Raw genomic sequence first — 17152 nt, forward strand, 5'->3', positions numbered from 1 at the left:
CCCGGAGGGGCGCTTTACCGTGGCTGGCATGTGATCGCGCGCAAGCGCGCTCCTACAGCCGGTCCGCGGCCCAGCTGCCTTCCACCAGGGCACGCACGCCCTGAATCTCTTCAGGCGGGACTTCGGTGGTGTGCAGCTGCCAGTCGGTCACATCGTAGTGGAAGATATAGAGCCGCGATGTGAATTCGCTGATCGGCAGGGACGATTCGCCGTGCTGCTCGCCATAGCCCTCGGTGGAGACGGTCACGCCCTTGCCCCAGTCCTGACCGCTGTCGTTGTTGGGGTTGTAGAAATACACCCGCATCACCTCGTCCTGGTCCAGGGCCACACGCAGTATGGCGATGGCGTGCCAGCCCACGAACCGGGCCTGGCTGTCGGTGACGGCAATACCGGCCGGCTGCGGGTGCACCACGGGGGTATTGCCGTTGTAGAGCGGGTTGTACAGTGAATAGAAGGTCCGGATGAAGCCGTCCGGATCCTCGAGCTTGCCGGTCTCCACGTCCACCGCGATCGCAAACCCACGGTGCACCCACCAGCCGTGGAATTCCGGATTGATCCAGCGGTGCGGGTCCTCCCCGCGGCCGTCAGAGAGCCGCCCCATTTCCAGATAAAGCCGGTCGAGATGCGGCACCAGCACCAGTGACAGTGGATCCAGGTCCAGGTTCCACTGGCTGACCACACCCGTATAGAGGTAGGCGGAGTTCAGGGCCTGGCCCTCGAACTCCATCACCACCTGGTTGTCCCGCGACGCCCAGCGCACCAACTGCAGAAGGTAAGCGGGGTCCGTGTACGCCCACATGGAGAGCGCACGGGTGGACTGGCAGGCCGGATTGTTGCCCTGGCCCAGTCCAAGCGGCAGGCCCAGGGCACCGATCAGCCCTCCCATCAGATAGACACCGGGTTCATGGGCATCCCCATAGAGCCCGGTCAGCAGCGCGCGCACATCCGCATGGATCGGGGTTTTCATCTGGCGCCAGAGGGCGGCGGCAATGCTGTTCTGATAGAGAATGCCCCGCTCCAGCAGACAGGCAAGCCCATAGAGGGCATGACAGTTCTCCGGAAAGAGGCTGTAGCGGGCCAGGTCCATCATGAAACGGCGGTAGCAGAGCAGGCAGTCCCTCCCGGTGCTGCTCAGCCCCAGACAGCGGGAAACCATCTCGGCATCGTCCTGCTCCAGCGCATAGCGCAGAAACGTCGCATGGTAGGGAGAAACCAGCCCCGTATCATGCATGGCGCGGGCGAAACTGGCGGCTTCGGCGTCCAGCGCCATGTTGTCGAGCCCTCGGACCCGTTCCTCGTAGACCTCCAGTCCGGGATCCTCGCGGGAATGCTGGGTGGGTCCGTAGAGCGCGCTCACCAGCTGCTCGGCACCGCGAGCCGTGGTGCCCAGGCTCACCTCCGGATCAAAAAGACAGTCCGCGATACGGTCAATCATCTGGCGGATGTTGTCCACCTGAAGCGGCCGCTGGCGCAGAAGGCGCCACACTTCAGCCACCACATGGTCCAGAATGCTGTCGAAGCCGATGTGCTCGGCCACGAACCCCAGATGATGGTCAAGCATGCGCTGGATGTCCGCCGGGCGGTTACGCGCGGCTTCATCACTGATGCCGAACACCGATTGCAGGTTGAAGGCCAGTACCTGGGTCAGAAAGTGTTCCGCCTGCTCGGCGGACAGCCGCGGATGGAACCAGCTGCCACTGGCCACGGCCAGCATGCGCAGTTCGCTGAGACATTCCAGGGCAATCAGCCGGGCGTCGCCCTCGGCAAAGGTGGAGGGCACAAAGCGCGCCTGGAGGGAATCCGGCAGCTCCCAGTCGCTGCCCACGAAAAGCCCGGCCTGCTCCAGCCGGGGGGCACGCTCGAACAGCAGCGCCGGCCCTTCCGGCAGGCCCAGAAGCTTGCGGGCCTGGTCCAGGACCTGACTTACGCAATGGACCTTAGCGTGGGATGGGGCCTTCTCCAGGCTCGCCACCGCGTTATCAAGGGTGCTGACAATAGGGCTGGCATCAGAGCCCGGCGTGGTCCCGGCGTACTGAACGGGTTCAGACATGCGTTTGTTTCCGGTCGTAGATTCCTGCCGCCCAGTTTCACTCCATTGGCACAGGATGCAAGCGGTTTAGACGACGATCAGCCATATCAACCCCACCAGCAACAGCGCAGCCGCCAGCAGCCACGCGGGATGCGGCCACCACCCCGGCTCAGGCTCGGCGACCCGTGCTTCCAGGTGCTCACGCAGCAGCGTCACATTCCGATTGTTGGCACGGTAGAACACATCGAACACATCGCCGGCAACCGGCAGGGTTCCACCCACGGCATCCACCAGACCGTTGCCCAGCATGCGCAGCTGCAGCGAACGCGGCGCCCCGATCCGGCGGGCCTGCTGGATCAGGTACAGGGACAGCACCAGCCCGGCGAAATCCCCGATCCCCGGAATCAGGCCCATCAGGGGACCGATGCCGAAGCGGATACCGGTGAACGGAACCCGGAAACGGGAGTCGGTCAGACGGGCAAACCGCTCCAGCCGTGCCAGTGTGGCACGCTCACGCTCAGGATCTCGGGCAGGGATCTCTCTCATAACGGAAGCAGCCTATACCTCCTTCGGGTAGCTGACAATCCAGCCCCCGTCCATTACCCTTCGCGGCGTCGGAACTCAAGGATACCTGCGTTCATGATGCTGCTGTCGATTGTCGCGCTGCCCCTGCTCGGGGCCCTGATTACGCCGCTGGTCTCGCGGCGCTCGACAGCGATCCTGCCTGCCCTGATTGCCGGAGCCATCGGAATCACCGTGGTCAGCGTGCTGCTGAGCCAGGCCCCGGATGTTCTGGGAGGCGCCATTCTCATCGAACACTACCCCTGGCTGCCCGGGATCGGTCTCTCGCCGGCCTTCCGGCTGGATGCACTGGGGCTTTTCTTCGCGCTCATCATCGCCGGCATGGGCCTGCTGATCACGCTCTACGCCCATTTCTATTTCGCCGGCAAGCACGGGGCCGTGCGCTTCCATTCGCTGATGCTGGCCTTCATGGGCGCCATGCTGGGCATCGTGACCTCCGAGAACCTGCTGTTCATGCTGGTGTTCTGGGAGATGACCAGCCTGGTGTCCTTTATCCTGATCGGCTTCCATCAGGACGAACGCCCGGCCCGCCGTGGCGCGCGTATGACCCTGGTGATTACCGGCGGTGGCGGGCTGGCACTGATGGCGGGGGTTCTGCTGATCGGTAACAGCGTGGGCAGTTTCCAGCTGAGTGACATCCTGGCACCGGAAACAGCACTGACGTCGGACCCGCTCTACCCCTGGATGCTCGGCCTGGTCCTCATCGGCGCCATGACCAAGTCCGCCCAGTTCCCGTTCCACCTCTGGCTGCCGAATGCCATGACGGCGCCCACGCCGGTCTCCGCCTACCTGCACTCGGCCACCATGGTGAAAGCCGGCATCTTCCTCCTGGCCCGGCTCCACCCCGCCCTGGGGGACACGGACGCCTGGCTCTACAGCATTTCAACCGCCGGCATGGCCACACTGCTGACGGGCGCCTTCATCGCCATGTTCAAGCATGACACCAAGGAGCTTCTGGCCTATTCCACCGTCAGCCATCTCGGGCTGATCACCCTCCTGGTGGGGCTGAGCACACGCATGGCTATGGTGGCCGCGCTCTTCCACCTGCTGAACCATGCCCTGTTCAAGGCACCGCTGTTCATGATGGCCGGCGCCGTCCAGAAGGCAACCGGCACCCGGGACATGCGCCGCATCAACGGCCTGTGGCGAACACTTCCGGCTCTGACAGTCATCAGCGCCGTGGCCGCCGCCTCCATGGCCGGGCTGCCGCTGCTCGGCGGTTATCTGAGCAAGAAGATGTTCTTCATCGAGAGCATGAACGCATCCGTGATGCCGCCCCTGCAATGGCTCACACCGGCACTGGCCGCCATTGCCGGCCTGTTCTCCGCCGCCTATTCCTTCCGCATCTTCCACAACGTGTTCTTCAACGGTAAACCGCAGGATCTGCCGGTCTGGCCCCCTAAGAACCCCGGCGTGGGCATACAGGTCCCGGCTGCCGTGCTGGCGCTGGCGGTGGTGCTGGTGAGCTGGCATGCCGAGTCGGTGGTCCATGGTCTCATCGGCCCCGTCGCCTCCGCGGCGGCAGGCAGCGCCCTGCCCGACTACGACATGCACCAGCTCCACCACATCGGCACCGCCTTCTTCATGAGCCTGGCGGCCATGCTTGGCGGTCTGCTCGTCTACATGGCCCGGGAGCCACTGTTCCGGCTTTACGACCAGCTGCCTCCGGCCGATGCCCGTGAGATCTTTGAATGGCTGATGACCCGCGCCGGCGGTACGGCCGAACGGCTGGTCCATGCACTGGAGAACGGCTCGGTCCAGCGCTACATCGCCCTGATCATCCTCTCGGCCATTGTGCTGGCCGGACCGGTTCTGCTTTCCGGCATCCAGTGGCACGGTGGCGAGACCATGACCCCCGTGGATCCCCTGACCGGTCTGGGCCTGGTACTGCTGATGGCCTCGGCGGTAGGGGTGGTGCTCGGCCACCACCAGCGCCTGTTCGCCCTGCTCCTGCTTGGCAGCGCCGGGCTTTTCGTCACTCTCACCTTTGCCCGCTTCTCGGCGCCGGACCTGGCGCTGACACAGCTCTCGGTCGAGGTTATGGCGGTGATCATCATGATGCTGGCCCTGTCCTTCCTGCCACAGACCACGCCCCTTGAGTCGAGCCGGTTGCGAAAGGGTCGCGACCTGGGCGTTGCCACTCTGGGTGGGCTCGGTGTCGGACTGGTGTCCTTCGCGATCATGACCCGCCCCCACAGCACCATCGCGGACTTCTTCCTGAGCCAGAGCAAACCGGGTGGCGGCGGGAGCAATGTGGTCAATGTCATACTGGTGGATTTCCGCGGCTTCGATACCCTGGGCGAGATCACGGTGCTGGGAATCGCAGCCGTGGCCGTCTTCGCCCTGACCCGCAACCTCCAGCTCAAAGACCGTATCCCGCAGGAGCGGGACCAGTACTGGGCCTCGAATCCCCACCCGCTGATCCTGCGCACCATGGCGCGGCCGATACTGCCCATAGCGCTGATGGTCTCGGCCTACATCTTCCTGCGTGGGCACAACATGCCTGGTGGCGGTTTCATCGCCGGACTGATCACGGCGGTTGCGCTCTCACTGCAGTACATGGCCGGCAGTCTTGCCTGGGCCCATGAACGCATGCTCACACCCTTCCGGCCCCTGATCGGGCTGGGGCTGCTGCTTGCCTGCGGCACCGGGCTGGGCAGCCTGGTGTTCGGCGAAGCGTTCCTCAGCTCCTGGTTCGGGCATTACAAACTGCCCCTGCTGGGTCATCTGGAGCTGGCCACCGCGCTGCTGTTCGACCTGGGCGTCTTCACCACCGTGGTCGGGGCCACACTGCTGATCCTCGCCAACCTGGGCAAACTCATGACCGTGCACGGCCCCGGCAAGGAGATCGGATAGATGGAAGCACTCTACGCCATTGCTGTCGGCGTGCTCACCGCCTGTGGCATCTACCTGGTGCTGCGCGGTCGCACCTTCCCGGTCATCATGGGACTGACCCTTCTGTCCCATGGCGTCAACCTCTTCCTGTTCGCCAGTGGCCGGCTGGCACTGGCGGCCCCGGCGGTCATCGGTGAGTCCGCGGACCCAACGGACCCACTGCCCCAGGCACTGGTTCTGACAGCCATCGTGATCAGTTTCGCCATGACGGCTTTCGTGGTGGTGCTTGCCCTGCGCGCCGCGGTGGAGCTGCGCAATGACCACGTTGACGGTGTGGATCCCGAGGAGGACTGGCGCCCATGAATCACCTGCCGGTCCTGCCCATACTGCTGCCCCTGATCACCGGAGCACTGCTGGTCACCCTGCCGCGCCTGGGCCTGAACGCCCAGCGCTTCATCAGCCTGGGCGCCACTGTGGCCGGTCTCGGCCTGGTGCTCTGGCTGGGGAGCATGGTCCTGGAGCACGGACGGCTGGTCTATGCCCTCGGTGGCTGGGCGCCACCTTTCGGGATTGTGCTGGTTCCGGACCGGCTGAGCGTACTGATGCTGGTGCTGACCGCCACCCTGGCCGTGCCGGCGCTCATCTACGCCTGCCGGGGTGATGACGATGCCGGCGCCCATTTCCACGCCCTCTTCCAGTTCCAGCTCATGGGGCTCAACGGCGCCTTCCTGACCGGCGACATCTTCAACCTCTTCGTCTTCTTCGAGGTACTGCTGATCGCTTCCTACGCCCTGCTGCTGCACGGCGGGGGCACCGCACGCAGCCGGGCCGGGCTGCACTATGTGATCATCAACCTGATCGGCTCGGCGCTCTTCCTGCTGGCACTGGGCATGCTCTACGGCCTCACGGGCACACTGAACATGGCGGATCTGGCCACACGCATCAGCAATGCGCCACAGGCCGACCAGCCGCTTCTGCAGGCCGCCTCCCTGGTGCTGCTGGTGGTTTTCGGAGTCAAGGCGGCTCTGCTGCCGCTGCTGTTCTGGCTGCCACGCGCCTACACTGCGGCCGCCGCACCAGTAGCGGCCCTGTTTGCGGTCATGACCAAGGTCGGCCTGTACGCCATGATCCGTGTCTTTCCGCTGGTGTTCGCCCTGGATCAACCACTGGCGGCCCTGACCGCCTGGCAGTGGCTCTGGCCCCTCGCGCTGGCCACGCTGGCGCTGGGTGGCATCGGGGTTCTGGGCGCCACCAGCCTGCGCAACATGACCGCCTACATGGTCATCGTCTCCACAGGCACCCTCATGGCGATCATTGCCCTGGGCAGTACCGAAGCCCTGGCCGCCGCGCTCTTCTATCTGGTGCACACCACACTGCTGACCGGAGGCTTCTTCCTGTTCGCGGACCTGATTGCCCGCCAGCGCGGTGCAGCCGGAGACTACATGGTCGTCACCGCCGCCATGAAGGACAGGCGAACCCTGGGTATCCTGTTCTTCTTTGGCGCAGTGGCGCTGGCCGGGCTTCCGCCGTTCAGCGGTTTTGTCAGCAAGGCCTGGATGCTCCAGGCGAGCCTCGCGGAAGGCGCCGCCGGAATTTTCTGGCCGCTTCTGCTCGGGGCCGGCTTCCTGATGCTGGTGGCACTCAGCCGGGCGGGCAGCAAGTTCTTCTGGCGCCAGTCACCGGAACGGGATCATGACATGAGGGCCGACCGGGTTCGGCTCGCCTGTGTGATCGTTCTGGTAGGGGCCGGACTGGTGCTGAGCCTGGCCGCAGCACCGTTGATGGACTATACCCGGTCAGTAGCGGCACAGCTGATGGCGCCCGGTGATTACGTGAGGACGGTCCATGAGGCCGGGCTCAGACTGACGGGAGGGCACTGACATGACACTGATGCCGCAGCTGACCCACTGGTGGCCCAGGCCCCACTTTTCGCTGTTCCTGCTGGTGCTCTGGCTGCTGCTGGTCAACTCGATCAGCCCGGGGCAGGTGCTGATCGGGGCGGTGCTGGGCTGGCTGATCCCCTTCTCGACCCAGCAGTTCTGGCCGGAACGTCCGCACCTGCACAACCCGGGCCGCCTGCTGCTGTACATGCTGCGGCTGCTGGTGGACATACTGCGCTCGAACCTGAGTGTGGCACGACTGATCCTGCGCGATCCGGATACGCTGGCGCCGGCATTCGTGCGTTACCCCCTGTCGCTGACCAATGAGTTCGCCATCACCATGCTGGCCAGCAGCATCTCGCTGACTCCGGGCACGGTGTCCGCGGGCCTGAGCCCGGACCGGGCCTACCTGCTGGTGCATGTCCTGCATCTGGACGATGAGGACGAACTCATCGAACAGATCCGCGAACGCTACGAGACACCGCTCAGGGAGATCCTGGAATGACCGCCACAGTACTGCCCATCGCCCTTGCGCTGTTCAGCCTGAGCCTGCTTCTGAACCTGTACCGCCTGCTGCGCGGGCCGGACATCGTCGACCGGATCCTTGGCCTGGACACCCTCAACGTCAATGCCATCGCCGTGATCGTTCTGGGTGGCATCTACATGGACTCATCACTGATCTTCGAAGCGGCCCTGCTGATCGCGCTCATGGGATTCGTAAGCACGGTGGCCATGACCAAGTACCTGGTGCGCGGGGACGTGATCGAATGATGGGGGAAAGCATGGCACTGCCGTTCTGGTTGGATGCACTGATCGCACTGCTGCTGCTCAGCGGTGCCCTGGTGGCCCTTCTGGGTTCCATAGGGCTGGCGCGCATGCCGGACGTCTACATGCGCCTTCACGGCCCCACCAAGGCCAGCACTCTGGGCGTGGGCGCCACACTGCTGGGCTCCATGATCTGGTTCGGCGTGGGCCACGAGGGTCTGAGCGCACAGGAGATACTGATCACCGTCTTTCTGTTCGCCACGGCCCCGGTCAGCGCCCACATGATGGCCCGGGCCGCGCTGCACCGGCGGGTGGCATGCCGGGAAGGCACCCATGGCGAGCCATGGGATGAAATGGATCGTCTGCCGGGTTACGCGGAGTCTTCGTCATCCTCCGATAACCAGCGATAGAGGGTCCGGCGGTTCACGCCCAGAATGCGGGCGGCCTGGCGCTTGTTCCCCGCCACCTGCGCCAGCACATGCTCCACATACCGCTGCTGCAGCGTCTCCAGTGTCGGCAGCGCCTCCCCCGGCGCAAGAAGCCCCTGCGTGTCCGCACCCGTGGGTTCGGGAGGCGACCCGGCGGCGTCACTCGCTTCCCGCACCCGCGGTGGCAGATGCTCCGGCAGGATGCGCTCGCCATTGCAGAACGTCACCGCCCGCTCGACCACATTGGCCAGCTCACGGATGTTGCCGGGATAGTCGTAGGCGCGCAGGCAGGCCAGAGCCGCGTCATCAAAGCGCAGGTCCCCGCGCTCACTGCGCCGCAGCGAGGCGTCCAGAAAAAACATGGCCAGCCGCTCAATATCATCGGCACGCTCACGCAGCGGCGGCACCTCCAGTGCAAGCGCTTCCAGCCGGTAGTAGAGATCCTCACGGAAGTCACCGTTGGCCACGCGGGCCTGCAGATCCTGATGGGTGGCGGCGATCACCCGCACATCCACGCTCTGCTCGGTATCCGACCCCACGGGGCGGATACTGCCCTCCTGCAGCGCCCGCAGCAGCTTGGCCTGCAGCGCCAGCGGCATTTCCGCGATCTCATCCAGCAGGAGTGTGCCGCCATCGGCCTGACCGAAAAGACCCGTCCGCGCCCGATCCGCGCCGGTGAAAGCACCCCTGGCATGGCCGAAGAATTCGCTTTCCATGAGATCCGCGGGAATACCGGCGCAGTTGACCGCCACAAAAGGTTTCTCCGCCCGCGGGCTCTCCGCATGGAGGGCCCTGGCCACCAGCTCCTTGCCCACCCCACTTTCCCCCAGCACCAGCACCGGCATGGCCCCGGTTGCCACCTGCCGGATCTGATCGTACAGCCGATGCATGGGGTCGCTGCCACCAATGATCCCGTGGAAACCGGCGGCATCCCCACTGGAGCGATAGGCATCCACCTCACGGCGCAGCGCCCGCTGTTCAAGCAGACGCCGGATCATCAGAAGCAGGTGATCCATGGACAGGGGCTTGGTCAGGAACTCATCCGCACCGGCTTTGAGGGCATCCACCGCCTGATCCACGGTCCCGAAGGCGGTAATCAGAACAAACAGCGGTGGCTCAGGAAGCGCCTGAGTCCCCCGCAGTACGGCCATGCCATCGCTGTCCGGCAGGCGCAGATCCGATACCACCAGATCCGGCGCCCCTTCCTGGCAGAGCCGGAGGCCCTCATCAGCCCGCTGGGTGGTGACCACCTCGTAGCCTTCCGCCTCCAGCTCCTCGCGCAGCAGATCCAGCAGGCTCGAATCGTCCTCGATGACCAGGATACGCACACTCATGCGGATTCACCTCCTTCCGATCCACCGGCCCTTGGCCACTGCAGTACCATGGCACAACCACCCCAGCGGCTGCTTCCAATGATGATGGCACCCCCGTGTTCCTGCATCACACTGCGGACCACGGCCAGCCCCAGGCCCGTGCCCTCACCGGAAGCACGGGTGGTGTGGAAAGGCTCAAGAACGGCTTCGCGATCACCGGGCGGGATGCCCGGACCATCATCCTCGACGGTTACAGCAATGGCCTGGGGCCCCTTTCGGACACTCAGCATGACCCGGGAGCTGGCCGCCAGAAAGGCATTGCGCAGCAGGTTGGAGACCGCCAGCTCACAGCGTGTCCGGTCGCCATTGATCACCGCCTCCGGCGCCGCGTTGTCGATTTCCAGGGTGATCCCTTCAGGGGCATCACCATGGGCATCGAGCACGCCGGTCATCAACTGCGCGGTGGTGAAGCGCTCCTCGGCGGCACTGGGGGAATGCCGGAAACAGTCCAGAAGCTGCTGTACGATCCGGGTCATGCGCTGGACCTGGTGACGTATATCCCCGAGATTGCGCTGACCACGCTCATCCCCTGTACGGCGCTCCAGCATGCGGGCGCGGCCGTCGATGACACTCAGCGGCGCCCCCAGCTCGTGGGCGACACCGCCGGCCACCCGCCCGATCATGGCCATTTTCTCCTGGTGCTGCAGGCGTTGATTAAGCCGCGTCTCCCGCGCTTTCTGGTCAATGATCTCCTGTTCCGCCGCTTCGATGCTGTCGAGCATCTCGTTGAGTGCCGCCGCCAGCTGACGGGTTTCCCGCGGCCCCCGCAACTGGGCCCGAATGCGCCGGTCGCCGTCCTGGACCCGGGCCATGACGCTGGAAAGCCGGCCGACGTGGCGCCCCACGCCACCATAATGCCCGCCGATTGCCACGAGCAGTATGGCACCGGCGGTCAGCGACCAGATCCACCAGGCGTTGTTGCGCAGATCCGCCAGCCTCTGGTCGAAATCGCTGCGCTGGCGGGTGATCTGCAACAGCCCGATGATCCGGCCATCCTCGCTGAACAGCGGCGTGAAGTGGGAGAACACATCCTCGCCCTCAATCTCCCGATAGGTTCCCAGGTCATCCCCCTGCGCCACCGCATCCGCTGCGCTGCGGCTGTCACTCACATCCCGGTCCACAATGCCCACCTGTGAGACACGGTCGCCACGCTGATCGTAAACGGAAGCCCCGTAGACACGCCCCACACTGAAGATGGAGGTGGTGATGTCGTTGACCTGGACATAGTCCCCGTTCTGGAGCGCCCGGGAGAGCGGATAACGGGTTGCCTGGGCCAGAAGCGCCAGGTCCTGCTGGAGACGCTCCTCATCGTGGGACTGGACCACGCCCAGCCCCCAGTAGACCGCCACACCACTGACCAGCAGCAGCGGCAGAACCACTGCCAGAATCAGCGTGAACTGGAGGCCGGGCAGACGCAGATGTTTCATCGATTCCTCCCTGAGTATGGGTGGCATAATGTCACACAGCAACGCCCCATGTGTCATTATGTCACACCCTCAGGCACTCCAACTCATGGCGTTTACTCAACAGAGGGACCAGTAACTGATTAAGAAACGGCAATTTTCAGACTGTGATCCTGCGCTGGCACAGCTCCTGCAACGAGACAGTGCGAATCCAGCAAAGGAGACTTCCATAATGATTCGAATCACCAGTCTTGCACTTGCACTGGCACTCGGCCTGACCGGCGCCCAGGCACTGGCCCAGGATTACGGCAGCGGCGAAGGCCAGCAGGATCCGGGAATGGAACAGTCCCAGCAGCCGGCGGACTTCTCGGACGAAGAGCTGCAGCAGTTCGTCAATCTTCAGGACAGCATTGGCAAGATCCGCGAGGAATACGTCTCCCAGATCGAGGCGGCGGAATCCGAGGACAAGGCGCGCCAGCTTCAGCAGGAAGCCCAGTCCGAAATGGTCAGCGCCATTGAGGATGCCGGCATGTCCGTTCAGGAGTATAACGCCATTGCCGTGGCCTATAACTCCAATCCGGACGTCCAGGAGCGAGTGGACGAAATGGCAGGCGAATAGGGCTTTACCCGCTGTCATGAACGCCTCCTGCGGGAGGCGTTTTCATTTAACATCTATTCATTCGACGCCGTTCTGGCATAGCAGTTGTTTCCTCTGGGTGTCGCACCACAGAACCCGTTACCCTGAGGAGGTACCAACATGAAACTGAAAGCACTGACCGCAGCCATCGCATTCGCACTGAGTACTGCCGGCATGACCGCCGTGGCACAGGACAGCAGCACGGGTCAGGCCCAGCAGAATCAGGGCCAGAGCATGAGTGCCCCGGAGCAGCAGAACACCGACTTCTCCGACGAAGAACTCCAGAACTTTGTTGAGCTGCAGGATGAGATCGGTAAGGTTCGCGAGGATTATGTGTCCCAGATCGAATCTGCCGAATCCGAGGACAAGGCACGCGAACTCCAGCAGAAAGCCCAGACCGAGATGGTCAAGGTGATTGAGGACGCGGGCATGACCGTTGAGGAATACAACGCCATCGCCGTGGCCTACAACTCCAATCCGGAAATCCAGGAACGCGTGGACAAGATGTCCGAATAACAGTCAGCCTGGATCAGCCTGCAAGCCCCGCCCTCTGGCGGGGCTTTTTTATGGGTACTCAGAAGCCGTAGAGCAGCGTCACCGCCGTAATCGTGTCCGTCCGCTCAGTCCCCGTCGGCGGATTGGAGTTGTGCTCAACCGTGTAGGAGAGCTTCATGGCCAGGGAACTGTTCACGTTTGCCTGGAGCGCGGTCACTGAGCGCGAAATGGCATCCCCGTCATCCAGACTCACTTCGGTTTCCGCCTCCTGGCGGAAGTGCGCGGTTTCTGACAGCTGATAGCGGAAGTCAGCAGCGAGACGCCCTATGGGATCTTCCTCTTCCTCCCCTTCCTCGGGATCAGGGGTATCGAACCGACCGTAACGATAACCCAGACCGCTCGATACATCGAAGTAGCTGTCCCCTTCGCTCCAGAGGCGTCGCCCGTAGCCGGCCGAGGTCGAGGCCTGGAACTGGTAACCACTGAAATCATCGTTGGAGTAACGGCCCCGGACAAAGACGAAGTCATTGGGATTGAACTTGTAGTCGAGCTGGGTCGCCGCGGAATAGCGTTCGGCGGTCCGCTCCCCGCCCTGTTCCGCGTACCGGGACTGGAGAAGGACATTCTGCCGCCAGTCGTTCCAGTTGCGGGTGACATCCGCCTCACCGGAAATCGTGGTTTCCTCGGTATTGCCGGAGGTTTCAACAAGGCCAAGTTCAACCGAGCCGCTCCATTCGTCCGACTCCTGCGCCGCAGCCGGTGCTGTCAGGGCTACAGCGATGCCTGCCACCAGTAATGACCTTTGTATCTGCAACACGTTTTCCTCCTCAATGGTTTCGTAATAGGCTGTTGATACGGCGCAGGTTACCAGACAGGCCTGCGCTGACCAGTTAAATCACGACAGGAGGACTCATGAGCCAACACGTGGTCATTACCGGTGCCAACCGTGGCATCGGACTCGAACTCGCCCGCCAGTGGCACGAACGCGGTGACCGGGTAACAGCGCTGTGCCGCGCAGCCTCGGATGAGTTGAAGTCCCTGGGCGTGAATATCATCGAAGGCGTGGATGTTACCGACGACATCAGCCTTGGCAAGGCGCGGCGCAATCTCGAGGGGGAAACCATCGATGTGCTCTACAACAACGCTGGCCTGATGACCGATGAGAACCTGGCGGATATGGACTGGGATCGGATCCAGACCCAGTTCGAGGTGAACACCCTGGGGCCGCTCAAGGTCACCACCGCACTGCTGGAGCTGATCCCCAAAAGCGGTAAAGTCGTCATGATGACATCCCGGATGGGATCAATCGCAGACAATGACTCAGGCGGGCGCTACGGTTACCGGATGACGAAGGCTGCACTCAATGCCGCCTCACAATCACTGGCAGTGGATCTGCAACCAAGAGGCATCAGTGTCGGCATTATGCATCCAGGCTACGTTCAGACGGCCATGACCGGCAATACCGGCCACATTACGCCCAGCGAGGCCGCAGAACGGCTGATCCAGCGGGTGGACGAACTGAACCAGGAAAACAGCGGGGTATTCCGGCACTCGGACGGGTCCGAGCTACCCTGGTGAATTGCTGCGGGAAAGCTTGCGACGACGGCGGTGGCTGACCTTGACGCCACTGCCCTCTTCCTGCTGCGGCTTGCCGGTGGCCTGCGCCACATGCGGGCCACCCTCTTCCGGCCAGGCCGCCTCAAAGGCCTGGTAGCCCTCACGGATCAGGCGTACCAGCTCCAGGGACTGCATACCATCCGGCACTCTGGAAGGGCTGCCTGAAAAATGCTTGGTCCGGGGGCGCCCCTCGAACGTCAGCTCCAGGCCACTGCTGTGGCGAGCTTTCTGGCTCTCCACGTCGATCTGCCAGTCGTCCATCGTATTCAATCTCTTGCAACGTTACATACGCTTAAGGTTGGCAGCATATCGGCGCTCAGACTGTGGATCAACCGGCAGAACGCCCATCCCGGGCCCGCTCAGGTCCCCTTGAAGACCGCCTCACGCCGCTCCAGAAAGGATTGGATGCCTTCCTGGACATCCTCACTCCGCATGACCGGAGCGAGATCCGGAAACAGTCGGGCCTTCGCCGCATCATGCCCCTCTGTGCGGGCGATACGCGAGGAACGCAGACTGCCCTGAACACCCAGGGGGGCCGCCCTGGCGACCTTTTCCGCCAGTTCACGGGCACGCTCAAACTGCTCTCCGGGCGCCACCAGCTCCTGCACCAGCCCCCACTCATGTGCCTGAGAGGCGCTCCACTCATCCCCGGTCAGCAGGTAACGCTGGGCATTGGCCCATCCGATCTCCTCCTGGAGACGGATGGTCGCGCCACCGCAGGCGAAGATGCCGCGCTTGACTTCCAGCTGGCCGTAACGGGTATTGTCCGCCGCCACCCGGATGTCCGTGTTGAGCATCATCTCCACCCCGCAGGTGAAGCAGATCCCCTGGGTGGCATAGACCACGGGCTTGTCCATGGCCGGTCCCACGATTCCGAAGGGGTCCATCTCGCCCTCGTTCAGGGTCAGCCCCTCACCGTTGGCGAATACGCCCGCCCAGTCGTCCAGTTCCAGGCCCGAGGTGAAGTGATCCCCTTCGGCATAGACCAGCCCCACACGCAGTTCCGGCTCGCGGTTCAGCCGGCCGTAGGCGGCGGCGATGTCGTGGTACATCTGCCGGTTCATGGCATTCATCTTCTCCGGCCGGTTCAGGCCGATGAACAGGATGTGATCCTTCGCTTCAACATTTACCAGAGCCATAGTCCCATTTCCTGAATCTTGTTATTTCACCGCAGGAGCGCGCCCTGCGCGCGATAACCCTGATCGCTTGCGAAGCAAGCTCCTACTGCTCAGAACCACTCATCACGCATGGCGTAACAGGTGTCATCCCGGTTCTGCAGCAGGACCAGGTCCTGGGCCACCGTGGGCAGTTCCCAGTGGAAGAAGTACTGGGCCGCCTGGAGCTTACCCTGATAGAAGGCCTCATCCGCACTCGAAACCTCCCCGGCCAGGGCCTGTGTGGCGGCATTGGCCTGGCGCAGCCACATCCAGGCCACGCAGATGTGGCCGAAGAGCCGCAGGTAGACACTCGCATTGGCCAGCCCCTTCTCCGGGGGCTCCTGGGCCAGCGCCTGCCCCAAGGACTGGGTGACCTTGCCGGCCTGTTGCAGGGTTTCGCTCAGTGAATAGGCCCATTGCCGGCAGCGCTCGTCCGGCGCCTCCTGAAGGTCCGCCTGAATGGCTCCGAACAGCTGCTGGATGGCCTCGCCGTTGCCCTGCCAGACCTTGCGCCCCAGCAGATCCATCGCCTGGATACCGTTGGTACCCTCGTGGATGGGGTTGAGGCGATTGTCCCGCCAGCACTGCTCCACCGGGTATTCGCGGGTGTAGCCGGCGCCACCGTAGACCTGGATGGCAAGATCATTGGCCTTCGGCCCGTACTCGGAAGGCCATGCCTTGATGACGGGCGTCAGAAGATCCAGCAGCTGACGTGCCTGATGGCGCTGAGCCTCGTCCGGGTGGGTATGGCTGTCGTCCATCAGCCGCGCGCCATAGAAGCACAGGGCCAGCGCCCCCTCCATCCAGGACTTCTGCGCCAGCAGCATGCGCCGCACGTCCGCATGCTGGATGATCGGTACCGGCTCGGTGGTCGGATCCTTCTCGGAGGGCGGCCTCCCCTGGCGACGATCGCGGGCGTACTCAAGGCTGTGCTGGTATCCCCGGTAACCAATGGCGGCAGCCCCGAAACCGACACCCACACGGGCCTCGTTCATCATCTGGAACATGTACTTGAGGCCCTGATGGGGCTCGCCCACCAGATAGCCATGGCAGTCCGCATCGTCCCCGAAACTCAGCGCCGTGGAGGTGGTGCCCCGGTACCCGAGCTTGTGGATCAGCCCGGCCAGGCCCACGCCATTGCGCTCCCCGGGATTGCCGTCCGCACCCAGCCGGTACTTGGGCACGATGAACATCGAGATGCCCTTCACTCCCGGAGGCGCCCCATGGATGCGTGCCAGCACCAGGTTCACGATGTTGTCGCTGAGCTCATGCTCGCCCCCGGAGATGTAGATCTTGGCGCCCTTGATCAGATAATGCCCCTCGTCAGTGGGCTTGGCACTGGTGCGCAGATCCGCCAGGGAGGAGCCGGCCTGGGGTTCGGTCAGCGCCATGGTGCCGGTGAATCGCCCTTCCAGCATGGGCTGCAGGAACCAGTCCTGCTGTTCCCGGGATCCGAAGGTGCGGATGACATTGGCCGCCGCCGTGGTCAGGAAGGGATAGCCCGCTGTGCTGGGATTGGCCGCCATGAAGAAGCCATTGCAGGCGGTCATGACCGTCTCTGGCAGCTGCATGCCGCCCAGATCGTAATCATAGCGCCCAGCAATGAAGCCGGCCTCGGCGTAGGCCTCCACTGCCGCCTTCACCTCCGGGCGCATGGTGACTTTGCCGTCCTCGAAACGGGGCTCTTCCCTGTCGGCCAGGCTGTTGTGGCTGGCGAACTGCTCCCGGGCGATACGCTCCGCCGTATCGAAAACCGCATCGAAGGTCTCCCGGCTGTGATCGCTGAAGCGCTCACGCTCATTCAGGGATTCGGTATCCAGCACTTCGTAGAGCTGGAACGCCAGATCGCGTCGGTCAAGCAGGGTATCGGCCATGGCGATGGGGTCTCCAGTGATTCATTCCATGCCCACACTGCCACAACCGACCATGGCCGCCTACTGTCATCAATGAC

At 63.6% G+C, this 17152-nt stretch carries 17 protein-coding genes; 9 read left to right on the plus strand and 8 right to left on the minus strand.

Annotation, left to right across the window (positions count from 1 at the left end; all coding sequences use genetic code 11):
* Window positions 1-52 precede the first annotated feature (52 nt).
* Together F3089_RS08200 and F3089_RS08205 are read right to left on the minus strand one after the other, a co-directional pair.
* Entirely contained in the window at window positions 53-2050 is a 1998-nt protein-coding gene (locus F3089_RS08200) for a hypothetical protein (protein WP_151440366.1), read from the minus strand.
* Window positions 2051-2116: 66 nt separating this feature from the next.
* Window positions 2117-2575 carry a DUF4112 domain-containing protein gene (locus tag F3089_RS08205; protein ID WP_151440367.1) on the minus strand — a complete coding sequence of 153 codons (459 nt, stop codon included), beginning with the start codon at window positions 2573-2575 and terminating at the stop codon, window positions 2117-2119.
* A 93-nt stretch (window positions 2576-2668) separates the two neighbouring features.
* Here F3089_RS08205 and F3089_RS08210 point away from each other — a divergent pair, with 93 nt between their 5' ends.
* The 6 genes from F3089_RS08210 to F3089_RS08235 are packed head-to-tail and all read left to right on the plus strand — an operon-like array spanning window position 2669 to window position 8501.
* The gene (locus tag F3089_RS08210; protein WP_151440368.1) at window positions 2669-5467 is read left to right on the plus strand and encodes a monovalent cation/H+ antiporter subunit A; all 2799 of its coding nucleotides are present in this window, start codon (window positions 2669-2671) and stop codon (window positions 5465-5467) included.
* Window positions 5468-5809 carry a Na+/H+ antiporter subunit C gene (locus F3089_RS08215; protein ID WP_077529163.1) on the plus strand — a complete coding sequence of 114 codons (342 nt, stop codon included), beginning with the start codon at window positions 5468-5470 and terminating at the stop codon, window positions 5807-5809.
* Window positions 5806-7326: a monovalent cation/H+ antiporter subunit D gene (locus tag F3089_RS08220; protein ID WP_151440369.1), complete on the plus strand. Its 1521-nt coding sequence runs from the start codon at window positions 5806-5808 to the stop codon at window positions 7324-7326. The genes F3089_RS08215 and F3089_RS08220 overlap by 4 nt, the downstream gene beginning before the upstream one ends.
* A 1-nt stretch (window position 7327) precedes the next feature.
* Window positions 7328-7831: a Na+/H+ antiporter subunit E gene (locus F3089_RS08225; RefSeq protein WP_151440370.1), complete on the plus strand. Its 504-nt coding sequence runs from the start codon at window positions 7328-7330 to the stop codon at window positions 7829-7831.
* A complete protein-coding gene (locus F3089_RS08230; protein WP_095618116.1) occupies window positions 7828-8097 on the plus strand; it encodes a K+/H+ antiporter subunit F in 270 nt (89 codons plus the stop codon). Before F3089_RS08225 ends, F3089_RS08230 begins: the two co-directional genes overlap by 4 nt.
* Window positions 8098-8114: 17 nt before the next feature.
* Window positions 8115-8501 (plus strand): Na+/H+ antiporter subunit G, encoded by a 387-nt coding sequence (locus F3089_RS08235; RefSeq protein ID WP_151440469.1) that lies wholly within the window; start codon window positions 8115-8117, stop codon window positions 8499-8501.
* On the opposite strand, the gene F3089_RS08240 is transcribed toward F3089_RS08235, so the two are convergent.
* Window positions 8462-9853, minus strand: a complete 1392-nt coding sequence (locus tag F3089_RS08240; RefSeq protein WP_151440371.1) for a sigma-54-dependent transcriptional regulator — start codon at window positions 9851-9853, stop codon at window positions 8462-8464. The two genes, F3089_RS08235 and F3089_RS08240, sit on opposite strands and share 40 nt — an antisense overlap.
* Window positions 9850-11319 (minus strand): sensor histidine kinase, encoded by a 1470-nt coding sequence (locus F3089_RS08245; protein ID WP_192497308.1) that lies wholly within the window; start codon window positions 11317-11319, stop codon window positions 9850-9852. The genes F3089_RS08240 and F3089_RS08245 overlap by 4 nt, the downstream gene beginning before the upstream one ends.
* A gap of 208 nt (window positions 11320-11527) precedes the next feature.
* Between F3089_RS08245 and F3089_RS08250 the strand changes: the two genes are divergently transcribed.
* Together F3089_RS08250 and F3089_RS08255 are read left to right on the plus strand one after the other, a co-directional pair.
* Window positions 11528-11914, plus strand: a complete 387-nt coding sequence (locus F3089_RS08250) for a DUF4168 domain-containing protein (protein WP_151440373.1) — start codon at window positions 11528-11530, stop codon at window positions 11912-11914.
* A 138-nt stretch (window positions 11915-12052) separates the two neighbouring features.
* A complete protein-coding gene (locus F3089_RS08255) occupies window positions 12053-12448 on the plus strand; it encodes a DUF4168 domain-containing protein (protein ID WP_151440374.1) in 396 nt (131 codons plus the stop codon).
* Between the two features lie 58 nt (window positions 12449-12506).
* On the opposite strand, the gene F3089_RS08260 is transcribed toward F3089_RS08255, so the two are convergent.
* A complete protein-coding gene (locus F3089_RS08260; RefSeq protein ID WP_192497309.1) occupies window positions 12507-13244 on the minus strand; it encodes a DUF481 domain-containing protein in 738 nt (245 codons plus the stop codon).
* A gap of 95 nt (window positions 13245-13339) precedes the next feature.
* Between F3089_RS08260 and F3089_RS08265 the strand changes: the two genes are divergently transcribed.
* Window positions 13340-14005 (plus strand): SDR family oxidoreductase, encoded by a 666-nt coding sequence (locus F3089_RS08265; RefSeq protein WP_151440376.1) that lies wholly within the window; start codon window positions 13340-13342, stop codon window positions 14003-14005.
* Here the strand turns inward: F3089_RS08265 and F3089_RS08270 are convergent.
* From F3089_RS08270 to F3089_RS08280, 3 genes are all read right to left on the minus strand, one after another.
* A complete protein-coding gene (locus tag F3089_RS08270) occupies window positions 13994-14305 on the minus strand; it encodes a hypothetical protein (protein ID WP_151440377.1) in 312 nt (103 codons plus the stop codon). The two genes, F3089_RS08265 and F3089_RS08270, sit on opposite strands and share 12 nt — an antisense overlap.
* A gap of 98 nt (window positions 14306-14403) precedes the next feature.
* Entirely contained in the window at window positions 14404-15183 is a 780-nt protein-coding gene (locus tag F3089_RS08275; protein WP_151440378.1) for a crotonase/enoyl-CoA hydratase family protein, read from the minus strand.
* Window positions 15184-15272: 89 nt separating this feature from the next.
* Window positions 15273-17075: an acyl-CoA dehydrogenase gene (locus tag F3089_RS08280; protein ID WP_151440379.1), complete on the minus strand. Its 1803-nt coding sequence runs from the start codon at window positions 17073-17075 to the stop codon at window positions 15273-15275.
* Between the last annotated feature and the right edge of the window lie 77 nt (window positions 17076-17152).

The organism is Halospina sp. K52047b (assembly GCF_008709855.1).
In the GTDB taxonomy this organism is placed as follows: Bacteria; Pseudomonadota; Gammaproteobacteria; order Pseudomonadales; family Oleiphilaceae; genus Halospina; species Halospina utahensis_B.

What these genes read in the sequence shown, in the direction of transcription:
- F3089_RS08200 (WP_151440366.1), bottom strand. Translation starts at nt 2,050, where the DNA reads ATGTCTGAACCCGTTCAGTACGCCGGGACCACGCCGGGCTCTGATGCC.
- F3089_RS08205 (WP_151440367.1), bottom strand. Translation starts at nt 2,575, where the DNA reads ATGAGAGAGATCCCTGCCCGAGATCCTGAGCGTGAGCGTGCCACACTG.
- F3089_RS08210 (WP_151440368.1), top strand. Translation starts at nt 2,669, where the DNA reads ATGATGCTGCTGTCGATTGTCGCGCTGCCCCTGCTCGGGGCCCTGATT.
- F3089_RS08215 (WP_077529163.1), top strand. Translation starts at nt 5,468, where the DNA reads ATGGAAGCACTCTACGCCATTGCTGTCGGCGTGCTCACCGCCTGTGGC.
- F3089_RS08220 (WP_151440369.1), top strand. Translation starts at nt 5,806, where the DNA reads ATGAATCACCTGCCGGTCCTGCCCATACTGCTGCCCCTGATCACCGGA.
- F3089_RS08225 (WP_151440370.1), top strand. Translation starts at nt 7,328, where the DNA reads ATGACACTGATGCCGCAGCTGACCCACTGGTGGCCCAGGCCCCACTTT.
- F3089_RS08230 (WP_095618116.1), top strand. Translation starts at nt 7,828, where the DNA reads ATGACCGCCACAGTACTGCCCATCGCCCTTGCGCTGTTCAGCCTGAGC.
- F3089_RS08240 (WP_151440371.1), bottom strand. Translation starts at nt 9,853, where the DNA reads ATGAGTGTGCGTATCCTGGTCATCGAGGACGATTCGAGCCTGCTGGAT.
- F3089_RS08245 (WP_192497308.1), bottom strand. Translation starts at nt 11,319, where the DNA reads ATGAAACATCTGCGTCTGCCCGGCCTCCAGTTCACGCTGATTCTGGCA.
- F3089_RS08250 (WP_151440373.1), top strand. Translation starts at nt 11,528, where the DNA reads ATGATTCGAATCACCAGTCTTGCACTTGCACTGGCACTCGGCCTGACC.
- F3089_RS08255 (WP_151440374.1), top strand. Translation starts at nt 12,053, where the DNA reads ATGAAACTGAAAGCACTGACCGCAGCCATCGCATTCGCACTGAGTACT.
- F3089_RS08265 (WP_151440376.1), top strand. Translation starts at nt 13,340, where the DNA reads ATGAGCCAACACGTGGTCATTACCGGTGCCAACCGTGGCATCGGACTC.
- F3089_RS08270 (WP_151440377.1), bottom strand. Translation starts at nt 14,305, where the DNA reads ATGGACGACTGGCAGATCGACGTGGAGAGCCAGAAAGCTCGCCACAGC.
- F3089_RS08275 (WP_151440378.1), bottom strand. Translation starts at nt 15,183, where the DNA reads ATGGCTCTGGTAAATGTTGAAGCGAAGGATCACATCCTGTTCATCGGC.
- F3089_RS08280 (WP_151440379.1), bottom strand. Translation starts at nt 17,075, where the DNA reads ATGGCCGATACCCTGCTTGACCGACGCGATCTGGCGTTCCAGCTCTAC.